Source organism: Bradyrhizobium sp. BTAi1 (assembly GCF_000015165.1).
Classification (GTDB): domain Bacteria; phylum Pseudomonadota; class Alphaproteobacteria; order Rhizobiales; family Xanthobacteraceae; genus Bradyrhizobium; species Bradyrhizobium denitrificans.
Genome location: NC_009485.1, coordinates 7004365 through 7026270, shown reverse-complemented (window position 1 = coordinate 7026270; position 21906 = coordinate 7004365). Strand labels below are relative to the sequence as shown.

The window sequence follows — 21906 nt, the reverse complement described above, 5'->3', positions numbered from 1 at the left end:
GGTCTGGGGCGGTAATCAGTTAAGCTTTTCATTACGGGCGGGTACGATGCTCCTCCTCAACCGGGATTGATGACAGCGGCGTCACAACTCGGGGGCGTGGGGACGATTAGCAATGCAAGACACAATCAAGTCGCGGCGATCGCTGCGGCTCCCGGCTGATTGCAGCATCGCGGCGATACGCGGCGTGCACGATCAGATCCGCGAAGCGTTCGGTGGGCAGCGCCCGTTCGAGATCGATTGCTCCGATGTCGTCAAAGCCGATGTGACGTCGATTCAGCTCCTGCTCTCCACCACGATGACCGGCGCGGCGCAAGGTCGATCGGTGATCCTGAAATCGTTCTCCCAGAACTTCCGGCTCATCCTGCAGCGCGCGGGCGTTCTGCGCGCGCCGCCGCCGAAACATGGCTCCAAAGATAAGGCTAGCAGCTGATGGCGATCGTCCTGACAGTCGACGACTCCCCGAGCATCCGGCAGATGGTCAAGGTGACGCTTGAGCCGGCCGGACATCAGGTCATCGAGGCCGGCGACGGCGTCCAGGGACTGGCGAAGGCGCAGACCAGCCGTCCCGACATCGTCATCACCGACCTCAACATGCCGGTGATGAATGGACTCGAACTGATCCGCGCGCTGCGCAAGGAGCGCACCCTGACCGGGATGCCGATCCTGTTCCTCACCACCGAGTCCAACGACGCGGTGAAGCAGGAGGCCAAGAGCGCCGGGGCCACCGGCTGGATCACAAAGCCCTTCAAGCCCGAGCAGCTGCTCACCGTGGTTGGCAAACTGGTGCGGGCATGAACAGCGTGGACCCTGTCGAGGTCTTCCGGCAGGAAGCCTCCGAATTGTTCGAGACCCTCGAAGGTGCGCTGCTCGATCTCTGCCAGCGCCCCGACGACCGCGAGCTGATCGACGCCGCCTTTCGCGCCCTGCACACGATCAAGGGCTCGGGTGCCATGTTCGGCTTCGACAAGGTCGCTGCGTTCACCCACGAGTTCGAAACGGCCTTCGAGCTGATCCGCCGAGGTGAGGTCAAGCCGACCCAGGAACTCATCTCGGTGGGGCTCGCGGCCAAGGACTACATCCGCGCTTTGATCCACGCGCCGGAGACTGTCGATTCCATCATCGGCGACGCCATTCTGGACGAATTGAAGCAGCTCGTCGCGCCCGGCATCCCGGCCTTCGAATCCTCGCCGGACAGGCCCGGGGCGGTGCCGTCCGAGCACCATGCGGCGGGGTGGCTGCTGCAGCTGGAATTCGATGCGCAGATCCTGCGCAACGGCTCCAATCCGCTCGACATGCTCGAAGATCTGGCCAAGCTCGGGCCTTGCTTCGCCGTGCCGATCACCACCGACATTCCCCTGCTCGACGCCCTCGAGCCCGAGGACTGTTACCTCAAATGGGAGGTGACGCTGTCCTCCGATTGCGACAAGGCCGCGATCGAGGATGTCTTCATGTTCGTGCTCGACGAAATGAAGCTCGGCATCACGCCGCTGGCCCGCGTCGAACTTCCGGAGTTTGCCCCCTTGCTGCAGGAGGCGGACAGCGAGCCCCCTCCGTCTGCGACTGTGCCCGTGTCTGCCGCGCCGGATGCTGCGGCCGCCGAGCGGCCTGCTCTACCCGCTGAGCCCCGGCGCGAGGAGCCGAAGCGCAACGAAGAGCGCGGCATCGCGACAGTCCGGGTGCAGGCCGAGCGTCTCGACGAACTGATGGACCGGGTTGGCGAGCTCGTGATCGCGCAGGCACGGCTCAGCCAGCTTGCGGCGACGGGCTCCGACCTCTCGATCAAGCTGATTGCCGAGGAGATCGAGCGTCTCGCGGCAAGCCTGCGCGACACCACGATGGGCGCGCGCATGGTGCCGATCGGCTCGTTGTTCGGGCGCTTCCGGCGCCTCGTGCACGATCTGTCGCGCGAGCTCGCCAAGCCGGTGGAGTTCGTGACCACCGGCGAGGACACTGAACTCGACAAGACCATGATCGAGTGCCTCGCCGATCCACTCGTGCATCTGATCCGCAACGCGATCGATCACGGCATCGAGGATGCCGGACGGCGTGCCGCGGCCGGCAAGCCCGCTCAGGGCCGCATCGAACTGTCCGCCGTTCATGCCGGGGCGCAGGTTCTGGTGACCGTGAGCGACAATGGCGGCGGCCTCGATACCCGTCGCATTCGGGCCAAGGCAGAGGAACAGGGACTGGTCGCGCCGGGTGCGGCGCTGACCGATCATGAAATCCATCAGCTGCTGTTTCATCCTGGCTTCTCGACCGCGCAGACGGTGTCCGCCCTGTCCGGGCGTGGTGTCGGCATGGATGTGGTCAAGAAGACCATCGAGAACATGCGCGGCTCGATCGATCTGATCACGAGGCCCGGCGAGGGGACGACGGTCACGCTGCGGCTGCCGCTGACGCTGGCGATCATTGAGGGACTTCTGATTCGGGTCGGCGCCGGCCGCTACATCATTCCGCTGTCGGCGGTCGAGGAATGCGTGGAACTGACGGCGGCCGATCAGCGGTCGCGCGGCCGCAGCTTCCTCAATGTGCGCGGCGGACTGGTGCCGTTCCTGCGGCTCCGGGAGGTGCTGCAGATGGACGGCGCGGCCGAGGAGCATCAGAAGACCATCATCATCTCGACCGGCGAGACCTGCGTCGGCCTGGTCGCCGATCAGATCATCGGCAACCACCAGACCGTCATCAAGTCGCTGTCCAAGCTGCATTCCGACGTGACCATCTTCTCCGGTGCAACCATCCTGGGGGATGGCACCGCGGCGCTGATCCTCGACGTCGGACAGCTTGTCGCGCTTGCGCAGTCGCAGGCCGAGAAACTGCAAATGAACGAGGCCGCCTGATGACTGCATCACCGACGCAGCCAGCCGGAGCCCACGCCGACGGCGCCATGCAGGTCGTCATGATCGGTCTCGGCGAGGAGAAGTTCGCACTGGATGCCGGCCTGGTGCGCGAGATCATCGATCCCGTACCGGAGACCAAGGTCGCCGGCGCCAAGGCTTACGTGCCGAGCCTGATCAACGTCCGCGGCAACGTGATTCCGCTGGCCGACCTGCGGATCCGCTTCGGGATGCCGCCGACCGAGCATTCCGTCGACAGCCGGATCGTCGTGATCGAAGTCATGCTTGACGGCGAGCCGGTTCTGGTCGGCGTGACTGCGGACAAGGTCTACGAGGTCACCGAGATCTCGCAGACCGACGTGCAGCAGACGCCGCGTGTCGGCATGCATTGGAAGCCGGAGTTCATCCGCTTCATCACCAAATGGCGTGAAGAGTTCGTCATCGTTCCGAACATGGAACGCATTCTGAATTGAAATACGTCTCTGGGGCGAGACGCGAGGGGCTGAAGATGAGATTCACCGTAAAGGCAAAGCTGGCGGTCGCGTTCGGACTGATTATCGTGTTGTCCGTCACCGCGAGCGTCATCGCCTACATGAAATTGGCCGACCTGACCGCCACGTCGGAGGCCATTGTCCTTCGCGCCGGGCGCATGGAAAAGGCTGCGGAGATCGAGATCGAAATCCTGCGCCAGGTCCGCGCCGAGAAGAATGCGCTGTTGACGACCGGCGCCGAGTCCGAGCAGTTCATCGCCGACATCGGCCCGGCGCGCGAGCTCGTGTTCAAGTCGAAGGACGCCGTCTACGCGATGGCCAGCGAGGGCGGCAAGAAGCTGCTCGAGGCTTTCGCCGCGACCTACGCCAAGATGAATGCGTTCGAGGACGAGACCATCAAGCTGTCGAGGGTCGACAGGGCGGCGGCAACGGATCGATCGGTCCGTGAAGGCAAGAAGCTCGTCACCGATACGCTGGACGCGGCGGACGCCTATATCGCCTACACCAGAAAGGGCATGGCGGACCAAGCCGCTCAGGCACGCGAGGAGGGCGCCCGTGCGCAGTTCCTGCTGACGGTTCTGGCTGCGGTCTCCACACTCATTGCCGTCGCTGCGGCGCTCTGGATGTCGCTTACGATCAGCCGCGCCCTTGGCCGCGCCGTCGGCCTTGCCGGCGCCGTCGCCAACGGTGATCTCAGCCAGACCATCAGCATCTCCAGCAATGATGAGATCGGCGATCTGGTGAAATCTTTGAATGCGATGGTCGAGAAGCTCCGGCAGATCGTTGCCGATGCGCTCTCCGCCGCGCACAACGTGTCGGCGGGCAGCCAGGAGCTGTCGGCGAGCGCCGAGCAGCTGTCGCAGGGCGCGACCGAGCAGGCGTCGTCGGCCGAGGAGGCCTCCTCGTCGATGGAGGAGATGGCGGCGAACGTAAAGCAGAACGCCGAGAACGCCAGCCAGACCGAGAAGATCGCGGCGCAATCGGCCAAAGATGCGGAAATGAGCGGCGCAGCGGTCGGCCGCGCGGTGGAGGCGATGCAGACGATCGCCGAGAAGATCACGATCGTGCAGGAGATCGCCCGCCAGACCGACCTGCTGGCGCTGAACGCGGCGGTCGAGGCGGCGCGGGCCGGCGAGCACGGCAAGGGCTTTGCGGTGGTCGCCTCCGAGGTGCGCAAGCTCGCCGAGCGCAGCCAGGCGGCGGCAGCCGAGATCGGCACGCTGTCCTCGGAGTCGGTGAAGGTCGCCCGCGAGGCCGGCGGGATGCTGTCCAAGCTGGTGCCTGACATCAAGAAGACGGCGGAGCTGGTGGTGGAGATCACCGCCGCGTGCCGCGAACAGGACATCGGGTCGGCCCAGATCAACCAGGCCATTCAGCAACTCGACAAGGTCGGGCAGCAGAATGCGAGTGCATCCGAGCAGGTGTCCTCGACCTCGGAGGAGCTCGCCTCACAGGCCGAGCAGCTGCAGTCCACCATCGCCTTCTTCCGCATCGGATCCGCGGATGACCTCGGGGCCCGCCAAATGGATGATGCGGTCACGCGGCTGCGTGCCAAGGCAGCAACGATGAAGGCGGCTGACCGAGGCGCGAAGAGGCTGTCCGCCGCAAGGCCCGCGACTGCGGCTCGTCGACCGCTCAAGGCAGCGGCTGGCGGCGGTGGCTTTGCCTTCGTGATGGACGACGGCAGAGACGAGCGAGACGCCGATTTTCAAGCCTGAGGGCTGTCGGCAGAACGGCGCGTTGCAATTTTCCGGTTCGGCACGAGAGCGCCGCCCAGATCATGAAGGAACGAAGATGCGATTCACGATCAAGGCCAAACTGGCCTCCACGTTCGGCGCCGTGATCCTGCTGTCCGCGATCACGGGTGGCATCGGTTATATGAAGCTGAGCGATACGGCCACGGCGACCGAGAGCATCGTGTCAGCCGCAGGCCGGCTCGACAAGGCTGCGCGCCTGAAGGAGAACGTGCTGCTGCAGATCCGCGCCGAGAAGAACGCGCTGCTGGCCGCGTCGGACGCCGAGATGGATCGCTATATCGCCGAGGCGATCTCCATTCGGGCTGCGGCGGTGAAGACCCGGGATGAGATCTACGCAGTTGCCACAGAGGCCGGCAAGAAGATCCTCGACAGGATCGAGACCAGCTACGCCAATACGAACGCGCTCGAGGATCATACCTTGAAGCTGCTGAAATCCGATCGGACCAAAGCGATCGAGCATTCTTCGACCGACGAGCGCAAGGCGGTGGCGGAAACGCTCGAGCGCCTCGGTGAATACGACACGTTCCTGAAGAAGCTGATGGTGGACAAATCCGAGCAGGCTCGGCAGGAGGGCAGCCATGCCCAGATGCTGATGCTTGGTCTGGTTCTGGTGTCGCTGATGTTCGCCGCGGCCGCCGCGTTCTGGATGTCTCTCAGCATCGGCCGGACGCTGGCGCGCGCAGTCGGGCTGGCCGATGCGGTGGCGATCGGCGATCTCAGCCAGAAGATCGACAAGGTTCATGATGACGAGGTTGGCGACCTCATCAAGTCGCTGAACACGATGACCGCGAACCTCAATGCCACCGCGCTGATCGCCGCCGAGGTCGCACAGGGCAATCTGGACGTTGCGGCCAAGCCGCTGTCCCACAAGGACACCCTCGGTCTTGCGCTTCAGCGCATGCTGGAGAGTCTCAACGCCACTGCGGCGGTTGCCCAGGAGATCGCGCGTGGCAACCTGACCGTGGAAGCCAAACGTATCTCCGACAAGGACAAGCTCGGCATCGCGCTCGAGCACATGGTGGACAAGCTCCGGCAGATCGTCGCCGAAGCCCTGACGGCCGCGCACAACGTGTCGGCGGGTAGCCAGGAGCTGTCGGCGAGCGCCGAGCAGCTGTCGCAGGGCGCGACCGAACAGGCCTCGTCGGCCGAGGAGGCCTCCTCGTCGATGGAGGAGATGGCGGCGAACGTAAAGCAGAACGCCGAGAACGCCAGCCAGACCGAGAAGATCGCGGCGCAATCGGCCAAAGATGCGGAAATGAGCGGCGCAGCGGTCGGCCGCGCGGTGGAGGCGATGCAGACGATCGCCGAGAAGATCACGATCGTGCAGGAGATCGCCCGCCAGACCGACCTGCTGGCGCTGAACGCGGCGGTCGAGGCGGCGCGGGCCGGCGAGCACGGCAAGGGCTTTGCGGTGGTCGCCTCCGAGGTGCGCAAGCTCGCCGAGCGCAGCCAGGCGGCGGCAGCCGAGATCGGCACGCTGTCCTCGGAGTCGGTGAAGGTCGCCCGCGAGGCCGGCGGGATGCTGTCCAAGCTGGTGCCTGACATCAAGAAGACGGCGGAGCTGGTGGTGGAGATCACCGCCGCGTGCCGCGAACAGGACATCGGGTCGGCCCAGATCAACCAGGCCATTCAGCAACTCGACAAGGTCGGGCAGCAGAATGCGAGTGCATCCGAGCAGGTGTCCTCGACCTCGGAGGAACTCGCCTCACAGGCCGAGCAGCTGCAGTCGACAATCGCCTTCTTTCGCATCGATCGGTCCTCCGACGCTGGCATTGCTGCGCCGGCGGTCCCCACGATTGATCGCGCTGTTGGCCAGCTCAGGGCCAAGGCCGCCAGCATGGCCGCCGCAAACCGGGACGCCCACAATGCGCCGCGGAAGCCGGTTGCAAGGCCCGTGACTGGGCGCGGCGTCATGGCCTCGAGCGGCGGCGGCTTCGCCTTCGACATGAGCGAGGCCAGCGATGCCCGCGACCGCGAATTTCAACGTTAGTAGCACGCGGGGTCGTCTGCGGACGGCTTCCTGCAATGGAAATTGGAAGTCTGGACATGAGATTCACGATCAAGGCCAAGCTGGCCGGCGCTTTCGGTGTCGTCGTTACGCTCTCGATGATCATGGGCGGGATCGCCTACATGAACCTCTCCTCGCTGAGTGAGGCGGAGCAGCGCACGGTCGCGCAGGCCGGCCGCCTCAAGATGGCGGGCGATCTCATGAACGGCATCCAGGGCCAGCAGCGGTCCGAGACCCGTATGATCAACGCGATCACGGACAAGGATGTCCAGGACTACTACAACGCGATGACGGCGCGCCGCGACAAGGTGCTCAAGCTGCGCGACGAGCTCTATGGCCGCGCGAGCGAGTCCGGCCGGCGCATCCTCGACCAAGCCACCAGCTCCATCAAGCGCATGAACGAACTCGAGGATCAGGCCAGTAAATTCGCGCTCCTCAATTCGAACAACAAGGCCGCCGAGGTATGGCGCGGCGAGGGGCAGCCGGCGACGCGCGAGCTCGACGCGACACTCGATTCGATCGTTGGTGAGCTGAACAAGGATGCGTCCGACAGCCAGCGCATGGTCACGGCGCTGTTGACCGTAAGGCTCGATGCCGCGCGGCTGTCGCGCGCCATCATCTCCGCCTATACGAGCGCGAACGTCCAGGATATCGACGCTGACTTGAAGGAGGCCCAGCAAAGGCTCGCCGCCGTCAAGGCGGATCTGGTGAAGATCGTCGGCGAGCAGGCCGGGCCTTCCAGCGGCGCGATCAAGGGCGAGCTCGAGCGGTTGAGCAAGGCCGTCGAAAAGGCTGCCAACTTTGCTGCGGAAGCCGGCAACGTCAAAGCGATAGCGATCGCCAACGGGGATGGCCGCAAGGCGTTCAACGATAGCCTTGATATGATCGAGCAATACGTTCAGCAGAACGAACGACAGATGGCCGAGGTTGCCGAAGACGGAGCGCGCGGGGCAAGCTTCGCCAAGACGCTGATGGTCAGCATCATCATCGGCGCGCTGGTGATTGCTGTCGTCTCGGCGACCTGGATCGCACTCAGCATCAGCAGGGCGCTGGCTCGCGCCGTCGGCCTTGCCGACGCCGTGGCCATCGGCGACCTGAGCCAGACGATCGAGGTACGTAGCGACGACGAGATCAGCGATCTGGTCAAATCGCTCAACGCCATGACGCAGAATCTCAACGTGATGGCAGGCATCGCCGACGAGATCGCCCACGGCAATCTCACCGTCGAGACCAGGCGCGCCTCCGACAAGGACAAGCTCGGCATCGCGCTCGAGCACATGGTGGACAAGCTCCGGCAGATCGTCGCCGAAGCCCTGACGGCCGCGCACAACGTGTCGGCGGGTAGCCAGGAGCTGTCGGCGAGCGCCGAGCAGCTGTCGCAGGGCGCGACCGAGCAGGCGTCGTCGGCCGAGGAGGCCTCCTCGTCGATGGAGGAGATGGCGGCGAACGTAAAGCAGAACGCCGAGAACGCCAGCCAGACCGAGAAGATCGCGGCGCAATCGGCCAAAGATGCGGAAATGAGCGGCGCAGCGGTCGGCCGCGCGGTGGAGGCGATGCAGACGATCGCCGAGAAGATCACGATCGTGCAGGAGATCGCCCGCCAGACCGACCTGCTGGCGCTGAACGCGGCGGTCGAGGCGGCGCGGGCCGGCGAGCACGGCAAGGGCTTTGCGGTGGTCGCCTCCGAGGTGCGCAAGCTCGCCGAGCGCAGCCAGGCGGCGGCAGCCGAGATCGGCACGCTGTCCTCGGAGTCGGTGAAGGTCGCCCGCGAGGCCGGCGGGATGCTGTCCAAGCTGGTGCCTGACATCAAGAAGACGGCGGAGCTGGTGGTGGAGATCACCGCCGCGTGCCGCGAACAGGACATCGGGTCGGCCCAGATCAACCAGGCCATTCAGCAACTCGACAAGGTCGGGCAGCAGAATGCGAGTGCATCCGAGCAGGTGTCCTCGACCTCGGAGGAACTCGCCTCGCAGGCCGAGCAGCTGCAGTCCACCATCGCCTATTTCAGGATCGATGACGGAGCCAGGGCGCATGGCAGCGCGCCGGCGCCGATCGAGCGGGCCGTCAGCCAGCTCAAGGCCAAGGCCGCGACGATGGCGGCCGTGGACCGGGTCGGCAGAAAGGCGGTCGCGGCCAAGCCGGCGCGCGCCGTCAAGGCTGCCTCCGGCGGCTTCGCCTTCGATCTGGCCGATGGCGGAGACCACCACGACGCCGAATTTCAACGCAGGGCGTGACACGCGGGCGGCCGCGGGACGGCCGCGCCGGACGACGAACCCTTACTGCTCGGAAAGAACGACATGGCCGAATCGACGCAATATCTGACGCTCGGTCTCGACGGCGAGACATTCGGCATCAGCATTCGCAACGTACGCGAGATCCTGGACATGCGGCCGATCTGCCGTCTGCCGCATGCGCCCGCATTCCTGCTCGGGATGATCGACGTGCGCGGCAGCGGCTATCCCATCGTCGATCTGCGCCTGAAGCTCGACTTGCCCAGCGCGCCCGCCACCGATGCCACGCGGATCATCATTCTCGATGTGGCGTTCGAGAACCGCATCGTCGGTGTCGGGTTTGTCGCGGATTGCGTCTATGAAGTCACCGATATCGACGATCGCACAATGGAAGCGGTGCCCGATGTCGGCGGACGCTGGAAGTCCGACTACATCGCAGGCATCGGACGTAAAGGCGAAAAGTTCGTCATCATTTTCGATCTCATCCGTCTGATGGCCCATGAGGGGATGCCCTCGGGGATGCCGTCAGCCGCGGCGGCGCCGGCCGCCGCTGCTGCGGCTTGAGCGTCCGGAGCTCGGCTGTGCCGGAGAGTGCGTTGCATCTTTCAGAACGTCATTTCAAAACCATCTCAAAGCTGATCGAGGGACAGGTCGGAATCAAGCTGCCGGCGGCCAAGCGGCTGATGGTCGAGGGGCGGCTGCACAAGCGTGTTCGCGCGCTGAACTACTCCTGTCTGAACGAATATGTCGATAATCTGTTTCATGACGGCCGGTTCGAGGACGAGATCGCGCATCTCATCGATGTCGTGACCACCAACAAGACGGATTTCTTTCGAGAGCCGTCACATTTCAATTTCATGCGCGAGGTCGCCGTTCCGGAGCTCCTGAATTCTCGCGGTCGCGCCGATCTGAAGATCTGGAGCTCGGCCTGCTCCACCGGCATGGAGGCGTACACCGCCGCCATGGTGCTCGACGACATGAACCGGAGAGGATCGCGATTCGGCTTCCGGATCCTGGGCACCGACATCTCCAACGTCGTGCTGCATGCAGCGAGGACCGCGATCTATACGACCGACGTGCTGGCACCGGTGCCGCCGGATTTCATCAAGCGGTACTTCATGATGTCGCGAAACCGCGAGAGCGATCAGGTGCGTGTCGTGCCCGAGCTGCGCCGCCTCACCGGGTTCATGCGCATGAATCTCATGGAGCCCAGCTACCCGGTCGACCGCGACGTCGACATGATCTTTTGCCGCAACGTGCTGATCTATTTCGAGCGCGAAACGCAGCGGAAGGTCATCGAGCGTCTGTGCACGCACCTCCGGCCGGGTGGCTATCTCATGGTTGGACACTCCGAATCGATGATTCACAGCGTTGTACCCGGCTTGAAGCAGGTGCAGCCGACGATCTTCAAAGTCTAGCAGCGGAACTCGGCACGATGGCAAGGCAGAAAGTTCGCGTGCTGATCGTGGACGACTCGGCGTCGGTCCGCCAGATTCTGACGGCGATCCTGGGAGAGGATCCCGAGATTGAGATCATGGCTACGGCCTCCGACCCGTATGCGGCCGCGCGGCGCCTGGAGGCTCAATTGCCTGACGTGATCCTGCTCGACATCAACATGCCGCGCATGGACGGCATCACGTTCCTTCGCAAGATCATGGCGCAGCATCCGATTCCCGTCATCATCTGCTCGTCGCTGACCGACGAAGGCTCGGAACTGATGTTCGAGGCATTCGAGGCCGGCGCGGTCGACATCATTCCCAAGCCGCGCATCGACACGCGTCAGGCGTTGCTCGAATGCTCCACCCGGCTGCGCGATGCTGTCAAGTCGGCAGCCGGCGCGAAGGTGCGATGGCGACCGCAGCGAAAGACCGTCGTCGAGAAGAGGCTGACGGCGGATGCCATCATCCCGCCGCCCATCGAGGGACGCGGGCATCGTAAGACGGAACGCATCGTTTGCATCGGCGTCTCGACCGGAGGGACAGAGGCGCTGAATGAGGTGCTCGAGGTGCTGCCGCCGAATTGCCCCGGCGTCTTGATCGTGCAGCACATGCCGCCGGGTTTCACGGCCGCGTTTGCGCGGCGGCTGAACGGCATCTGCCGGATCCAGGTCAAGGAGGCAGAAGATGGCGAGCCGGTGCAACAGGGGTGTGCCTATATCGCGCCGGGTGCTCGTCACATGCTGCTGCAGCGCATGGGGGCGCGCTATGTCATTGCGATCAAGGACGGTCCGCCTGTGTCGCGGCATCGTCCATCGGCCGACGTGCTGTTCCGCTCAGCCGCGCAACATGCCGGCAGTAACGCACTGGGCATCATCATGACAGGCATGGGTGACGATGGGGCGCGGGGACTTCTGGAGATGCGCAAGCTGGGCGCGGCAACGCGGGCGCAGGATGAGGAAAGCTGCGTCGTGTTCGGTATGCCTAAGGAGGCGATCGCCCGTGGCGCCGTTGAGAAAGTGGTCTCGTTGAACCAGATCCCGCGCGAGATCATGCTCTGGTCTCAGGCGGGACAGCCGCTCTTGGCGGATTAGGTCCGTGATGGCCGAAACTTGCCTACGGGAAGCGATCAGAACGTCCCTCGCCGCGATCGATGACATCTCGTCGTACATCGAAGAAACCTTCTTGCAGGCGGGACAGCGGCTCGGCCGCGGACAAGCGATCTTTCAGGAGCTGAATCACGATCTGGCAGCGCTGGCCAACGGAATGTCGGGCACCGAGATCGAGCAGGCGTCGAGTGCCGTTCGTGACATCGCCAACCGACTCGATCGTCTCGCGCAGGCGTTGCCAGCTGAGACGGCGCTGCTCGGCCGCCTCCGGCAAAGCGCGGCCGAGGCGGCGGGCCAACTCAAGACTCTGTTCAAGCATGTCCAGACTATCTCGATCATCGCGCGGAGCGCGCGCATCGAGGCCGCATCGCTGGAGGGAGACCGGGACAACTTCCTTGCCTTTACGCGGCAGGCGCATGAGATCGCGGGCTCGGTGAAGCAATTGCTCGACGCCTGCGCGCGGGATCAAGACCTGCTCGCAAAGGCGGTCGAGGCCGCTCTCGATCGGCAGAGTGATTTCGACCAGCGCTACCGCACCCAGCTTCTCGCGACCGGGGAAGAGCTGATCGCCGCTTACTCCGTCATGCACGAGCGGCGGGGCAACAGCCTTAAGCTTACGGAGTCGGCAGGCGGGAGTACGCAGAAGATCGCCCAGGCCGTCGCTCGTTCGATCGTCTCGCTTCAGGCCGGAGACAGCACGCGGCAACGGCTGGAGCACATCCGTTGGGGACTCGAACTTGCCGGCCGTGAACGAGGAGTTACGGATCCGGAATCGCGCCGCGACCTGGCGACGCTGCCAACCCTTCTGTGCCGTCTGCAATCGATGCAGCTGGATGACGCGAAGCGCGAGCTGCAGAACGATACCGCGGCGATCTTGCACGCGCTGTCGAGCATTCTGAGCGATGCGACCGGCGTGATTGGCCAAGGCAGGTCGCTCTATGGTGATCAGGGCGATGATGCCGTATCCGTTCTTGCCCGTACCAAACAGGTGCTGGCGCAGGCCTCGACCCTCATTGCCACTTGCGAACGAGCGGGCACATCGGTCGACGACGCACTCCTCATGGTCGAGGAGCTGCTGGGCCGCTTTCGCGTCGCCGTTGCAGCTCTGCTGGAGGCCGTCCTCGATATTACCTTGATCGGTATGAATGCGAGCCTCAAGGCGGGTCACCTTGGTAGCAGAGGTAGTGCTTTCGTCGTGATCGCAAACGAACTCAGGGCTACGGCCGATTTGGTTGCCGCTGGCGCCGGCCGGCTCAAGATGGCCCTCGAAGTCATCGAAACCCTGGCACTCGAGCTCCGAGCGCTTCGCCTCGAAGGCGAGCCTGCCCAACTCGCCGGGCTGGAGCCGGCGATCCTCGATGCGATAAATGGGGTCGAGTCCGGAAATGCACGTCTCGGGATGATAGTCGACCGCCTGATCCGCGAGGGCGCCGAATTCGAGGAGCTCATGGGATCGGTTCGGCAGCTGATATCCCATCTCGACGAGAGCACGGCCAAATTGTCCAGTGTTGCCGCGCAATTGAACGCAAGCAGTGTGAGCGCGCAAGGCGCCTTGCCTACGGCGAGCGACCAGGCAGCCTTCGACGATGCCGTTGGCCGTTATACGATGGAGCGGGAGCGCGAAGTTCACCGGAGGTTCCTGAGCAGCTTCGGCCTAGTTACGAGTGCGCCCTCGCAAGACGTCGATGAGGTCGAAGCAGACGATGGCGTGTTGCTGTTCTGACGCCAGGTTGCGCAGGTCGAACCTTTCCGGTTGCACCATCCAAGTCGCCACCCAGGCGGATCGAGGTATTCAGCGGCGAGAGCCGGGCTGGTCAGGCGACGGTGGCCGGAACGCTTGCGCTGGATTATGCATCATCACTCAATATGATACGATCGTATCTCGAAGCAGCGCGAGCCGGTGGTCGCTGAGCTTTGCGGCCCCACACGACGAAAATTGGACGCATCTGGTGCGACGAGGCGGCCGCGCCAAATTAAAAGCCAGCAAGCCGTTGAAATCGCTGGCGGGCCTGCAGGGACTCGAACTTGAAACCAGACCGTTATGAGCGGGCCTGCTTGCTCGAAGGTCTCGGAGAACATTGACGTTTTTCGTGGCGTTGACTAACGAGCTTCCACGTTCGTTCACGGTGTAGCGGTGGTCAATCGGTGGTTCGAACATTCAAGAGATTAGACGCATAATCCAGTGATCTTCGGCGGACGTCGCTGCCGCGCTGCAGCCGGGAGCGACAATCCTGGGTGTGGCGCGGGCGTTCGGTGTGCATTCCAGCCAGGTGTTCCGCTGGCGCCAGCAGCTTTGCGGCAAGGAGGCTGCTGCCCTCGGCTTCGCCGCTGTGAAGATTGCAGCCGATCCTCACGCTGCGGCCGCTCCGACGCAGGGGCTTATCGAAGTCGAGATCGGGACTGAGACCAAGATCCGCGTCAGCGGCGCGGCGGATGCTGCGACGGTGACGGCGGTGATCACGGCACTCCGAGCGGGCTCGCGATGACGATCCCGATCCCCTCCGGGACCCAGGTCTGGTTGGCGACCGGCCATACCGACATGCGCAAGGGCCTCGACGGCCTGGCGCTGCTGGTGCAGGAGACCTTGAAGCGCGATCCGCATGGCGGTCATCTGTTCGTGTTCCGCGGCCGCAGCGGCGGCCTGATCAAGGTGCTGTGGCACGACGGTCAGGGCATGTGCCTGTTCGCCAAGCGGCTGGAGCGCGGCCGCTTCATCTGGCCACAGGCTGTGGACGGAGCGGTGACGATCACGCCGGCCCAGCTCGGCTATCTGCTTGAAGGCATCGACTGGCGGCATCCGCAGCGGACGTGGCGCCCGGAAGCTGTTGGTTGAGCGCTCGAACGTAACGGCACTGATGCGTGCCGGGCGGAGCTGTGATTCCATCCCTGTCGATGATCACAGCCGATTCGCTCCCCGATGATGTCGCGACGCTGAAGGCGCTGGTGCTCGCTGGCCAGGCGGCGCTCACCGAGGCGACGGCAGCCCAGCTCGCGGCAGAAGCCAAGGCGCGCAATCTCGAAGCCGAGGTCCGCTCCCGCACGCTGCTGATCGAGCAGATGAAGTTCACGATCGCCAAGCTCAAGCACGAGCAGTTCGGGCCCTCGTCAGAACGTGCATCGGTGCTTGAGCAGCTCGAACTCGAACTTGCCGATCTCGAAGAGGATGCGGCCGAGGCAGAAGCTGCGGCGCAAATGGCAGCCGAACGAGCCAAGGCCGAGAAGATCGACGTGCGCCCGTTCGAGCGCCGGCAGCCGGCGCGGCGGCCGCTGCCCGAGCACTTACCGCGCGAGCGCATCGTGCATCCTGCACCGGCCCATTGCCCGTGCTGCGGTGGCGACAGGCTGCGCAAGATCGGCGAGGACGTCACGGAGACGCTGGAGCTCGTTCCACGACAGTGGAAGGTGATCCAGCACGTCCGAGAGAAGTTCTCCTGTCGTGCCTGCGAGGCGATCACGCAGCCTCCGGCGCCGTTCCACCCGATCTCACGTGGACGCGCGGGGCCGCGCCTGCTGGCGCACATCCTATTCGCCAAATACGGACTGCACCTGCCGCTCAATCGGCAGAGCACGACCTATGCGCATGAGGGCGTGGCGCTCGATGTCTCCACGCTGGCCGACTGGGTCGGCGCGGCAGCTGCGACCTTGATGCCGCTGGTCGAGGCGATCAAGACGCACGTACTTGCAGGCGAGCGTCTCCACGTCGACGACACCACGGTGCCGGTTCTGGCCAAGGGCAAAACGCGCACGGGGCGCGTTTGGACCTATGTCCGCGACGATCGTCCCTTTGCCGGGCACGCGCCGCCGGCAGCCTTGTTCTTCTACTCGCCTGACCGCTCCGGTGCGCATCCCGAGACGCATCTTGCCGGCTATGCCGGACCGATGCAGGCGGACGCCTATGCCGGCTTCAACCGCCTCTACGAGGCCTCGCGCAAGCCGGGCCCGATCATCGAGGTCGGCTGCTGGGCGCATGCACGGCGCAAGTTCTTCGAGATCGCGCGGCTGAAGAAAGCGCCGATCGCGATCGAGGCGATCGCGAAGATCGACGCGCTGTTTGCGATCGAACGCGAGATCAACGGTCTGCCAGCCCACGAGCGCAAAGCCGTGCGCGACGCACGCAGCCGCCCGCTAGTCGATGAGCTTCACGCCTTCCTGCGCGACCGCCGCGCCAAGCTCTCCGGCAAGAGCGAGACCGCCAAGGCGATCGACTACAGTCTCAAGCGCTGGCAGGTGTTCACACGCTTCATCGACGATGGTCGCCTGTGCATGACCAACAATGCCGCCGAACGCGAACTGCGCGCCGTAGCCGTCGGCCGCAAGAACTGGACCTTCGCCGGCTCCGACGATGGCGGCCGCCGTGCCGCCGCCATCTACACCCTGATCCAGACCGCCAAGCTCAACGATCTCGATCCGCTGGCCTGGTTGACCGACGTGCTGCTGCGGATCAATGATCATCCGGCGTCGAGGCTCGACGAGCTGCTGCCGTGGAATTGGTCAAAACCCAGAACCCTTGTCGCCGCTGCCCGCTCAGATGAAGATCACGTTTAACGGAACTGACTTGTCGATTGCCTCTGTCGAGCATCTGAGCCTTGCTCTGGATCGCTTCGACAAGCAACCGCAGTTCGAACTCTGGATCTCGGTACCGAACGGTCAGTCCTTAGCCATGCTGCGCAATGGTAGCCACGCCTGGCTTATGTATCTGCGGTTCAATGGTGATAGCGGCGTCGTGACAAAGGGTAACCAAGACCGTCAGGGAACCTGCGCTTACACACTCTCCAACGGGGAGGTCGACGAACATCCCCTATCCTGGTGCATAGTTCTAGAAGAATGCTACAAAGCGATTGCGTACTTCTTCGTCAATGATGGAGCACGATACGATCACGTCGCGTGGCAAATCGCGTAACAGATCTGCCGCGGTCTCGGCCGGATGCATACGCAGCTTGGTCCGTGCAACCACGACAAGTGGCCGATCATCACGGTTGACGGATCGAAGCGCGAGGGCTGCGAGTCTCACCGATCGCAAAGATGGGTCTTCGCGCAAGGATGGATCGTCCGCCGGCGGCGCGACGTTCGTTGTTCGGCGTCAACGGATCGCTGCCGTCGACGAGTGCGCGCGCCGGTTCAACCCGACCGAATAGGGCAAGGCCCGGGGTGGCCCGGGCCCTTTCCGGCACGTTACTTCTGCTGTTGGCTCTTTGCGTGCGCCTGCTCACTGTGCTGGCTGGCCGTCTGCGAGTGCTGCTTCGCGCTGCTGGCGTGCTCCTTGCCCTTCGCGTGATCCCCCTTGCCGTGCAACTCGGCGGCGGAACGATGGGCCTTGGCCGCGTTGTCGTGGTGCTCGGCCGCCTTGTTGTGCTCGTCTCTTGCCATGGTGAACTCCTTGGTTGTCGTTTCCCCAGCCAGGACGAACCGCGGGATGCCAAGAATGTTCCGCGCCCGCATGACATTGCGGTCATGCTCTCTATCGAGCCGCGCTGCACCATTTGATGTAGCGCAAAACGAGAGGCGGTTTCCCCCGTAAGACCTTGGCATGTCCATCAACCAGGATGGGTGCTGTGCCGAGTTCGAACCTCGCCAGATTTGATCCAAAGGCCTTTCTCGACAAGATCTGTGCCGGCCAGAAGGTCCTGAGGGTTCCCAGGGGGCAAAGCGTCTTCGTCCAGGGGGATCCGGCCGACACGCTGTTCTTTCTCCAGCAGGGAAAGATCAAGCTCGCCGTCGTCAACGACGTCGGGAAGGAAGCTGTCGTCGGCATCGTCGCTGCCGGGCAGTTCTTTGGCGAAGGCTGCCTGACGCGGCAGGCGCTGCACAACGGATCGGCCTGCGCCCTGCAGGATTGCGTGGTCATCGCCATCGCCAGGAATACCATAATCACGGCGCTTCGCCGCCACGCTGAGCTCGCGGAGATGTTCATCGCGTTCCTGCTCGCCAGGATCGGCCGGTTCGAAGCGGACCTGATCGACCAGCTCTTCCACAGCAGCGAGCAGCGGCTGGCGCGGCTGCTCCTGACCATGGCCAATTATGGCCGCGGCGGAACGCCGCAGCCGATCATTCCGAAGATCAGCCAGGAGACCATGGCGGAAATGATCGGCACGACGCGGTCGCGCGTGAGTCATTTCATGAACAAGTTCAGGAAGGCGGGCCTGATCGAATATGACGGGGAAATCGTGGTCTATCCCGCGCTGCTGCAGGCGGTCCTCAACGACAATCTGCAGGCCGAGCAGCAGGTCTGATGTTCGACCTCCGATCACGATTCAGCGCCAGGCCGTGGTCTGTTTTGCACAGACGGAACTCCGGCGAGTTCTGGATGTCGTTTCGCCGCAGGCGAGAGGCTCGACGCGCTCGTGACGGGCTGGGGGTGTTGAGTAGGAGGGGACGATGTTCAAGCAGCAGTTCTCCAACGCGTCTGACGCGTGTGCACTTGCCGAAGCCATCGTGGATACCGTGCGGGAGCCGCTGCTCGTCCTGGACCATGATCTGCGCGTGATTGCCGCCAGCCGTTCGTTCTATCTCACCTTCGCCGCGTCCTCGGAGGCGGTGCTGGGAAAACCATTCTATGAGCTGGGTGACGGCGCCTGGAACATTCCGGCACTGAGGTCGTGGCTGGGCCAGATGGTCTGCAACACCACGGCGCTGAACGATTTCGAGGTGGAGCACACGTTCCCCGGCGTCGGACCGCGCGTCATGCGCCTGAACGCCCGGCAGGTGTCCTACACGGTGGGCGCCCACACCACCATCCTGCTCGGCCTCGAGGACGTGACCCGACAGCGCGATCTGGCGCGGCAGAACGAGGAACTGCTGCGTCAGAAGGACGTGCTGCTCGAAGAGTTCCAGCACCGCGTCGGCAACAGCCTGGCGATCATCGCCAGCATCATCTCGTTGAAGGCACGGTCCGTCAGCTCGGAGGAGGCGCGACGTCATCTCGACGACGCCCGCGATCGGGTCATCTCGTTCGCCAACATCCAGCAGAGTCTCCACGCCTCCGCGCGTAGCGGGGTGGTCGCGCTGGGCCCGCATTTCGCAAGGCTCTGCCAGGCGATCGCGCAATCGATGATCGCCGACCACCAGCGGATCAGGATCGAGACCCGTGGCGGCGGCAAGGCGACGACAAGCGAAGCCGAAAGCCTCGGACTGATCGTCACCGAGCTCGTCATCAACTCTCTCAAGCATGCCTTTCCCGAGGACGCCGCGAATGGGCTGATCGTCGTGTCCTACGAGTCCTGCGGCGCCGGCTGGACGCTGTCCGTCTCAGACAATGGAACGGGCAAGGCGCAGGTGAACGGCCGGGTCAAGGGCGGGCTCGGCACCGGCATCATCGCGGCCCTGGCCAAGCAGCTCGGCGCCGACGTCACGACCGTGGCCGGCCGGCCTGGCACGATCGTCACGGTTCGGCGCGCCGCTGCGGCGACACGCACCGTCTCGGCTGGAGCGAGCCCGCCGGCCGCTTCCCGGACCAGGGAGCATGCCGAATGACGCCATGAGGCGGCGTGATCGCCGTGCCGTGGGGATCATGATCCTCACTAAGCCGCGGCCGGATCTGGCGAACTCAGGCCCACGAAGCGCCAGCCTCTGGCGCCGATCCTATTGTAGCCTCACCGGCAAATTGAGCGGCCCACGGAATCCAAACCCATGCCACCGCACGCTCGCCGGATCGGGCAGCGTCATCTTGGGAAACCGCTCGAACAGCATTGGCAACAGAATCGCGCCGACGGTGCGGCGGGAGAGGTGGGCGCCGGCGCAGTGGTGGGGGCCGTTGCCGAAGGATTGGTGCGGGTTGGGGTCGCGCAGGGCGTTGTAGGTCTCGCCGTCCTCGAACAGGTCCTCGTCGCGGTTGGCGGAGGCCTGGATGGTCATCATGGTGTCGCCCTTCGGGATCAGGCAGCCGCGGATCTCGGTGTCCTCCATCACCAGGCGTGAGCTTGCCTGGATCGGCGCCACCCAGCGCACGCCTTCCTCGAAGGCGGAGCGCCATTTGTCCTGCGCGCGCACGGCTTCGAGTTGCTCCGGATTGGTGAGCAGGCCGTAGAGGATCGTCAGCAGCGCGTCGCGCGGCTCGTTGATGCCGCCGCCGATCGCGATCTTGATGTTGGCGATGATCTGGCTCTCGGGGATGGGTTTCTTCGCGTTCACCATGAAGGACAGCGCGGAGGAGTCCGGTTCATTGCGCACGCGCGCCATGTTGGCGCGGATACAGCGGTCCATCTCCGCATTGGCGATGTCGGTCGCGTCGAACGGCCCCGGCGTCCAGCCGAAATTGCCGGCGCCGTCGATCAGAGTCTGCGACCAGCGCTGCATGTCCGCGTCGCTGGCGTCCGGAATGCCCATCACATGCGCCAGGATGCGCGCGGCCAGCGGGCCGGCGAGCGCAGGGAAGAGATCGACCACCTCGCCGCGCGGCAGGCGGTCGAGATAGTCAGCGGCGAATGTCGTGTAGAGCGGCCCCCACTCCTGCTCGATCGTCTTCGGCATCAAGGCCGGCATCATCGCCATGCGCTCGGCGCGGTGCTCATCATGGTCCTTGCGCATCAAGGTATGCGCGAGAAAGGCGCGCTTCATCGGCGTGTTCGGATCGTCGGACGAGAACAGTGCCGCGTTGTCCTTCACATATTTGGTGTCGGCCGCCTTGGTGAGGAACGTCCGGCCCACCGACTTGACCCGCAGCACCGGCGCGTCGCGCCGCAGGCGCTGATAGATCGGATAGGGATCGCGCGTCAGCTCCGCGATGGTGATGGTCTCGTCCAGGGGAGCCAGGCTCGCGATCGGCATGGGGCGCTCCTGTGGGATGCGGGTCAGCGCGTGTCGTGCCCGAAGGATAGGGGCGGGACCGGACCCGTGCAATGCTGGTCCGATGCGTTGGCCGGCGATCAGCGCCTGTCATAAACCAATGTTGACCTCGCCCGTTCCGCGACGTCAGCGGATCCGCAGGGCGGAACGGTCTCGCGATGTTCTCTCGATGGCAGTGGCTGACGGGCGAAGAATGAACCGTGGTGCTGCGCCGCGGTCACGGAGTTCGCGGCCTGCAGACGATCGCATGGTCTGATGCAAGTTGGTCTCAGCTCTATCCCCGACGTCATGGTCAGGCTCCGTCCCGGCCATGACGGCAGGGGCGGGCGTCGAGAGACGCGCAGAAGTCCGATCGGTGGATTTGAGCGCGCCGGCGTGCCAGCGGGTGCGGAACGCCATCCGCGAGGCGGCGCGGACATCGTCAGTAGCGGCCGCCGCTGCGCTCCTGTTGCTTGATCCAGTCGGACAGCGTCTTCGGCGCGGCGGCGGCGGCCCGCGCCGGCTTGGCGGCCCCTGCGCGGCCGGTTCGGCTGGTGGTGTCGGCTGCCCCGCGCGCGCGCGTCGCGGCGTGGGCGGCCGAGCCGCCTCGCGCCGCCGCGGCGAGCTTCTCGGCTTCCTCTTTCTCCAGCCGCAGCTTGCGCAGGCGCTCCATCTTCTCGCGCTCCGGATCTGGCGGCGGTGGCGGCAGCTCGCGCAAGCGGGCCTCCTCGGCTGAGATCAGCCGGCCCTTGATGGCGGGCTCGCCGAGGGCCTTGCAGGCCTCCAAACGGTGCAGGCCTTCGACCAGCACAAAATGGTCCTTCTCGCGGCGGATGAGGATGGGCTCGCGCTGGCCCGCCTCCAGGATGCTCTCGGCAAGCTCCTCGACCGCCTCCGGCTTCAGCGCCTTGCGCTTCCTGTCGGGGACGTGGATCTTGTCGATGGGGAAGCTTTCCGGTGCGGGCACTGTTGGAACTCCGTCATAAGCGCGCCGGTCCGACCTCACGGTCGAACATCGTCACGATGCCGGATCCGGACCGAGGCATCGCGGAGGCGATGGAGACGCGGGCACGCGCGGATACAATAGGGACATTCCGCCGGCGACCGCAAGGCGCGCGCGATGTCACGGTTCGGGGCTGCCGGGCCGCCGAGGGCGTCATCCTGAGGGTTTCACACCGCAGCCGGAGCTGCACATGGGCCATGAGCCGCGTGCTTCTCTATGAACACGCCTCTCGGCGTGTTCATGGTCCGGTGTGCAGTGCCTCGGCTTTTGCCCCTCA

The 21906-nt window shown here is 64.6% G+C and carries 20 protein-coding genes; 17 read left to right on the top strand and 3 right to left on the bottom strand.

All coding sequences use genetic code 11. The features are described from left to right. Nucleotides 1–112: 112 nt before the first annotated feature. The 15 genes from BBTA_RS31575 to BBTA_RS31505 all read left to right on the top strand — a co-directional run bounded on the left by BBTA_RS31575 (nt 113) and on the right by BBTA_RS31505 (nt 16766). On the top strand, nt 113–430 hold the full coding sequence (locus BBTA_RS31575) for a lipid asymmetry maintenance protein MlaB (RefSeq protein ID WP_049795422.1): 318 nt from the start codon (nt 113–115) through the stop codon (nt 428–430). Further along, complete coding sequence (locus BBTA_RS31570) at nt 430–795, top strand: response regulator (protein WP_012046572.1); 366 nt, start codon at nt 430–432, stop codon at nt 793–795. The genes BBTA_RS31575 and BBTA_RS31570 overlap by 1 nt, the downstream gene beginning before the upstream one ends. Then, complete coding sequence (locus BBTA_RS31565; RefSeq protein WP_012046571.1) at nt 792–2837, top strand: chemotaxis protein CheA; 2046 nt, start codon at nt 792–794, stop codon at nt 2835–2837. Before BBTA_RS31570 ends, BBTA_RS31565 begins: the two co-directional genes overlap by 4 nt. Continuing rightward, nucleotides 2837–3307, top strand: a complete 471-nt coding sequence (locus tag BBTA_RS31560; RefSeq protein WP_012046570.1) for a chemotaxis protein CheW — start codon at nt 2837–2839, stop codon at nt 3305–3307. Before BBTA_RS31565 ends, BBTA_RS31560 begins: the two co-directional genes overlap by 1 nt. Before the next feature lie 35 nt (nt 3308–3342). Beyond that, complete coding sequence (locus tag BBTA_RS31555; protein WP_012046569.1) at nt 3343–5043, top strand: methyl-accepting chemotaxis protein; 1701 nt, start codon at nt 3343–3345, stop codon at nt 5041–5043. A gap of 76 nt (nt 5044–5119) precedes the next feature. Further along, nucleotides 5120–7072, top strand: a complete 1953-nt coding sequence (locus tag BBTA_RS31550; protein WP_012046568.1) for a methyl-accepting chemotaxis protein — start codon at nt 5120–5122, stop codon at nt 7070–7072. A 56-nt stretch (nt 7073–7128) separates the two neighbouring features. Next, a complete protein-coding gene (locus BBTA_RS31545) occupies nt 7129–9324 on the top strand; it encodes a methyl-accepting chemotaxis protein (RefSeq protein WP_041751013.1) in 2196 nt (731 codons plus the stop codon). Between the two features lie 63 nt (nt 9325–9387). Beyond that, entirely contained in the window at nt 9388–9885 is a 498-nt protein-coding gene (locus tag BBTA_RS31540) for a chemotaxis protein CheW (protein ID WP_012046566.1), read from the top strand. A 32-nt stretch (nt 9886–9917) separates the two neighbouring features. After that, entirely contained in the window at nt 9918–10739 is an 822-nt protein-coding gene (locus tag BBTA_RS31535; protein ID WP_012046565.1) for a protein-glutamate O-methyltransferase CheR, read from the top strand. A 17-nt stretch (nt 10740–10756) separates the two neighbouring features. Then, a complete protein-coding gene (locus BBTA_RS31530; protein ID WP_012046564.1) occupies nt 10757–11851 on the top strand; it encodes a chemotaxis response regulator protein-glutamate methylesterase in 1095 nt (364 codons plus the stop codon). A gap of 7 nt (nt 11852–11858) precedes the next feature. Next, nucleotides 11859–13589 (top strand): hypothetical protein, encoded by a 1731-nt coding sequence (locus tag BBTA_RS31525; RefSeq protein WP_041751011.1) that lies wholly within the window; start codon nt 11859–11861, stop codon nt 13587–13589. Between the two features lie 487 nt (nt 13590–14076). Continuing rightward, nucleotides 14077–14352 carry a transposase gene (locus tag BBTA_RS31520; RefSeq protein ID WP_049795419.1) on the top strand — a complete coding sequence of 92 codons (276 nt, stop codon included), beginning with the start codon at nt 14077–14079 and terminating at the stop codon, nt 14350–14352. Further along, nucleotides 14349–14699, top strand: a complete 351-nt coding sequence (gene tnpB / locus BBTA_RS31515; protein ID WP_012046561.1) for an IS66 family insertion sequence element accessory protein TnpB — start codon at nt 14349–14351, stop codon at nt 14697–14699. Before BBTA_RS31520 ends, tnpB begins: the two co-directional genes overlap by 4 nt. 59 nt (nt 14700–14758) lie before the next feature. Continuing rightward, a complete protein-coding gene (locus BBTA_RS31510; protein WP_041751010.1) occupies nt 14759–16411 on the top strand; it encodes an IS66 family transposase in 1653 nt (550 codons plus the stop codon). Then, on the top strand, nt 16395–16766 hold the full coding sequence (locus tag BBTA_RS31505; RefSeq protein WP_012046559.1) for a hypothetical protein: 372 nt from the start codon (nt 16395–16397) through the stop codon (nt 16764–16766). Before BBTA_RS31510 ends, BBTA_RS31505 begins: the two co-directional genes overlap by 17 nt. A gap of 272 nt (nt 16767–17038) precedes the next feature. Here the strand turns inward: BBTA_RS31505 and BBTA_RS31500 are convergent, their stop codons facing one another. Continuing rightward, complete coding sequence (locus BBTA_RS31500) at nt 17039–17233, bottom strand: hypothetical protein (RefSeq protein WP_041751710.1); 195 nt, start codon at nt 17231–17233, stop codon at nt 17039–17041. Nucleotides 17234–17409: 176 nt separating this feature from the next. Here BBTA_RS31500 and BBTA_RS31495 point away from each other — a divergent pair, with 176 nt between their 5' ends. Together BBTA_RS31495 and BBTA_RS31490 are read left to right on the top strand one after the other, a co-directional pair. Then, entirely contained in the window at nt 17410–18096 is a 687-nt protein-coding gene (locus BBTA_RS31495) for a Crp/Fnr family transcriptional regulator (protein WP_041751009.1), read from the top strand. A gap of 145 nt (nt 18097–18241) precedes the next feature. Then, nucleotides 18242–19336 carry a sensor histidine kinase gene (locus BBTA_RS31490; RefSeq protein WP_012046556.1) on the top strand — a complete coding sequence of 365 codons (1095 nt, stop codon included), beginning with the start codon at nt 18242–18244 and terminating at the stop codon, nt 19334–19336. Nucleotides 19337–19444: 108 nt separating this feature from the next. On the opposite strand, the gene BBTA_RS31485 is transcribed toward BBTA_RS31490, so the two are convergent. Next, nucleotides 19445–20629: a cytochrome P450 gene (locus tag BBTA_RS31485; protein ID WP_012046555.1), complete on the bottom strand. Its 1185-nt coding sequence runs from the start codon at nt 20627–20629 to the stop codon at nt 19445–19447. A gap of 439 nt (nt 20630–21068) precedes the next feature. Continuing rightward, entirely contained in the window at nt 21069–21593 is a 525-nt protein-coding gene (locus BBTA_RS31480; protein WP_012046554.1) for a ParB N-terminal domain-containing protein, read from the bottom strand. Nucleotides 21594–21906: the final 313 nt, after the last annotated feature.

Coding starts and splice junctions, on each gene's coding strand:
- BBTA_RS31575 (WP_049795422.1), top strand. CDS start 113: ATGCAAGACACAATCAAGTCGCGGCGATCGCTGCGGCTCCCGGCTGAT.
- BBTA_RS31570 (WP_012046572.1), top strand. CDS start 430: ATGGCGATCGTCCTGACAGTCGACGACTCCCCGAGCATCCGGCAGATG.
- BBTA_RS31565 (WP_012046571.1), top strand. CDS start 792: ATGAACAGCGTGGACCCTGTCGAGGTCTTCCGGCAGGAAGCCTCCGAA.
- BBTA_RS31560 (WP_012046570.1), top strand. CDS start 2,837: ATGACTGCATCACCGACGCAGCCAGCCGGAGCCCACGCCGACGGCGCC.
- BBTA_RS31555 (WP_012046569.1), top strand. CDS start 3,343: ATGAGATTCACCGTAAAGGCAAAGCTGGCGGTCGCGTTCGGACTGATT.
- BBTA_RS31550 (WP_012046568.1), top strand. CDS start 5,120: ATGCGATTCACGATCAAGGCCAAACTGGCCTCCACGTTCGGCGCCGTG.
- BBTA_RS31545 (WP_041751013.1), top strand. CDS start 7,129: ATGAGATTCACGATCAAGGCCAAGCTGGCCGGCGCTTTCGGTGTCGTC.
- BBTA_RS31540 (WP_012046566.1), top strand. CDS start 9,388: ATGGCCGAATCGACGCAATATCTGACGCTCGGTCTCGACGGCGAGACA.
- BBTA_RS31530 (WP_012046564.1), top strand. CDS start 10,757: ATGGCAAGGCAGAAAGTTCGCGTGCTGATCGTGGACGACTCGGCGTCG.
- BBTA_RS31525 (WP_041751011.1), top strand. CDS start 11,859: ATGGCCGAAACTTGCCTACGGGAAGCGATCAGAACGTCCCTCGCCGCG.
- tnpB (WP_012046561.1), top strand. CDS start 14,349: ATGACGATCCCGATCCCCTCCGGGACCCAGGTCTGGTTGGCGACCGGC.
- BBTA_RS31510 (WP_041751010.1), top strand. CDS start 14,759: ATGATCACAGCCGATTCGCTCCCCGATGATGTCGCGACGCTGAAGGCG.
- BBTA_RS31505 (WP_012046559.1), top strand. CDS start 16,395: ATGAAGATCACGTTTAACGGAACTGACTTGTCGATTGCCTCTGTCGAG.
- BBTA_RS31500 (WP_041751710.1), bottom strand. CDS start 17,233: ATGGCAAGAGACGAGCACAACAAGGCGGCCGAGCACCACGACAACGCG.
- BBTA_RS31495 (WP_041751009.1), top strand. CDS start 17,410: ATGGGTGCTGTGCCGAGTTCGAACCTCGCCAGATTTGATCCAAAGGCC.
- BBTA_RS31490 (WP_012046556.1), top strand. CDS start 18,242: ATGTTCAAGCAGCAGTTCTCCAACGCGTCTGACGCGTGTGCACTTGCC.
- BBTA_RS31485 (WP_012046555.1), bottom strand. CDS start 20,629: ATGCCGATCGCGAGCCTGGCTCCCCTGGACGAGACCATCACCATCGCG.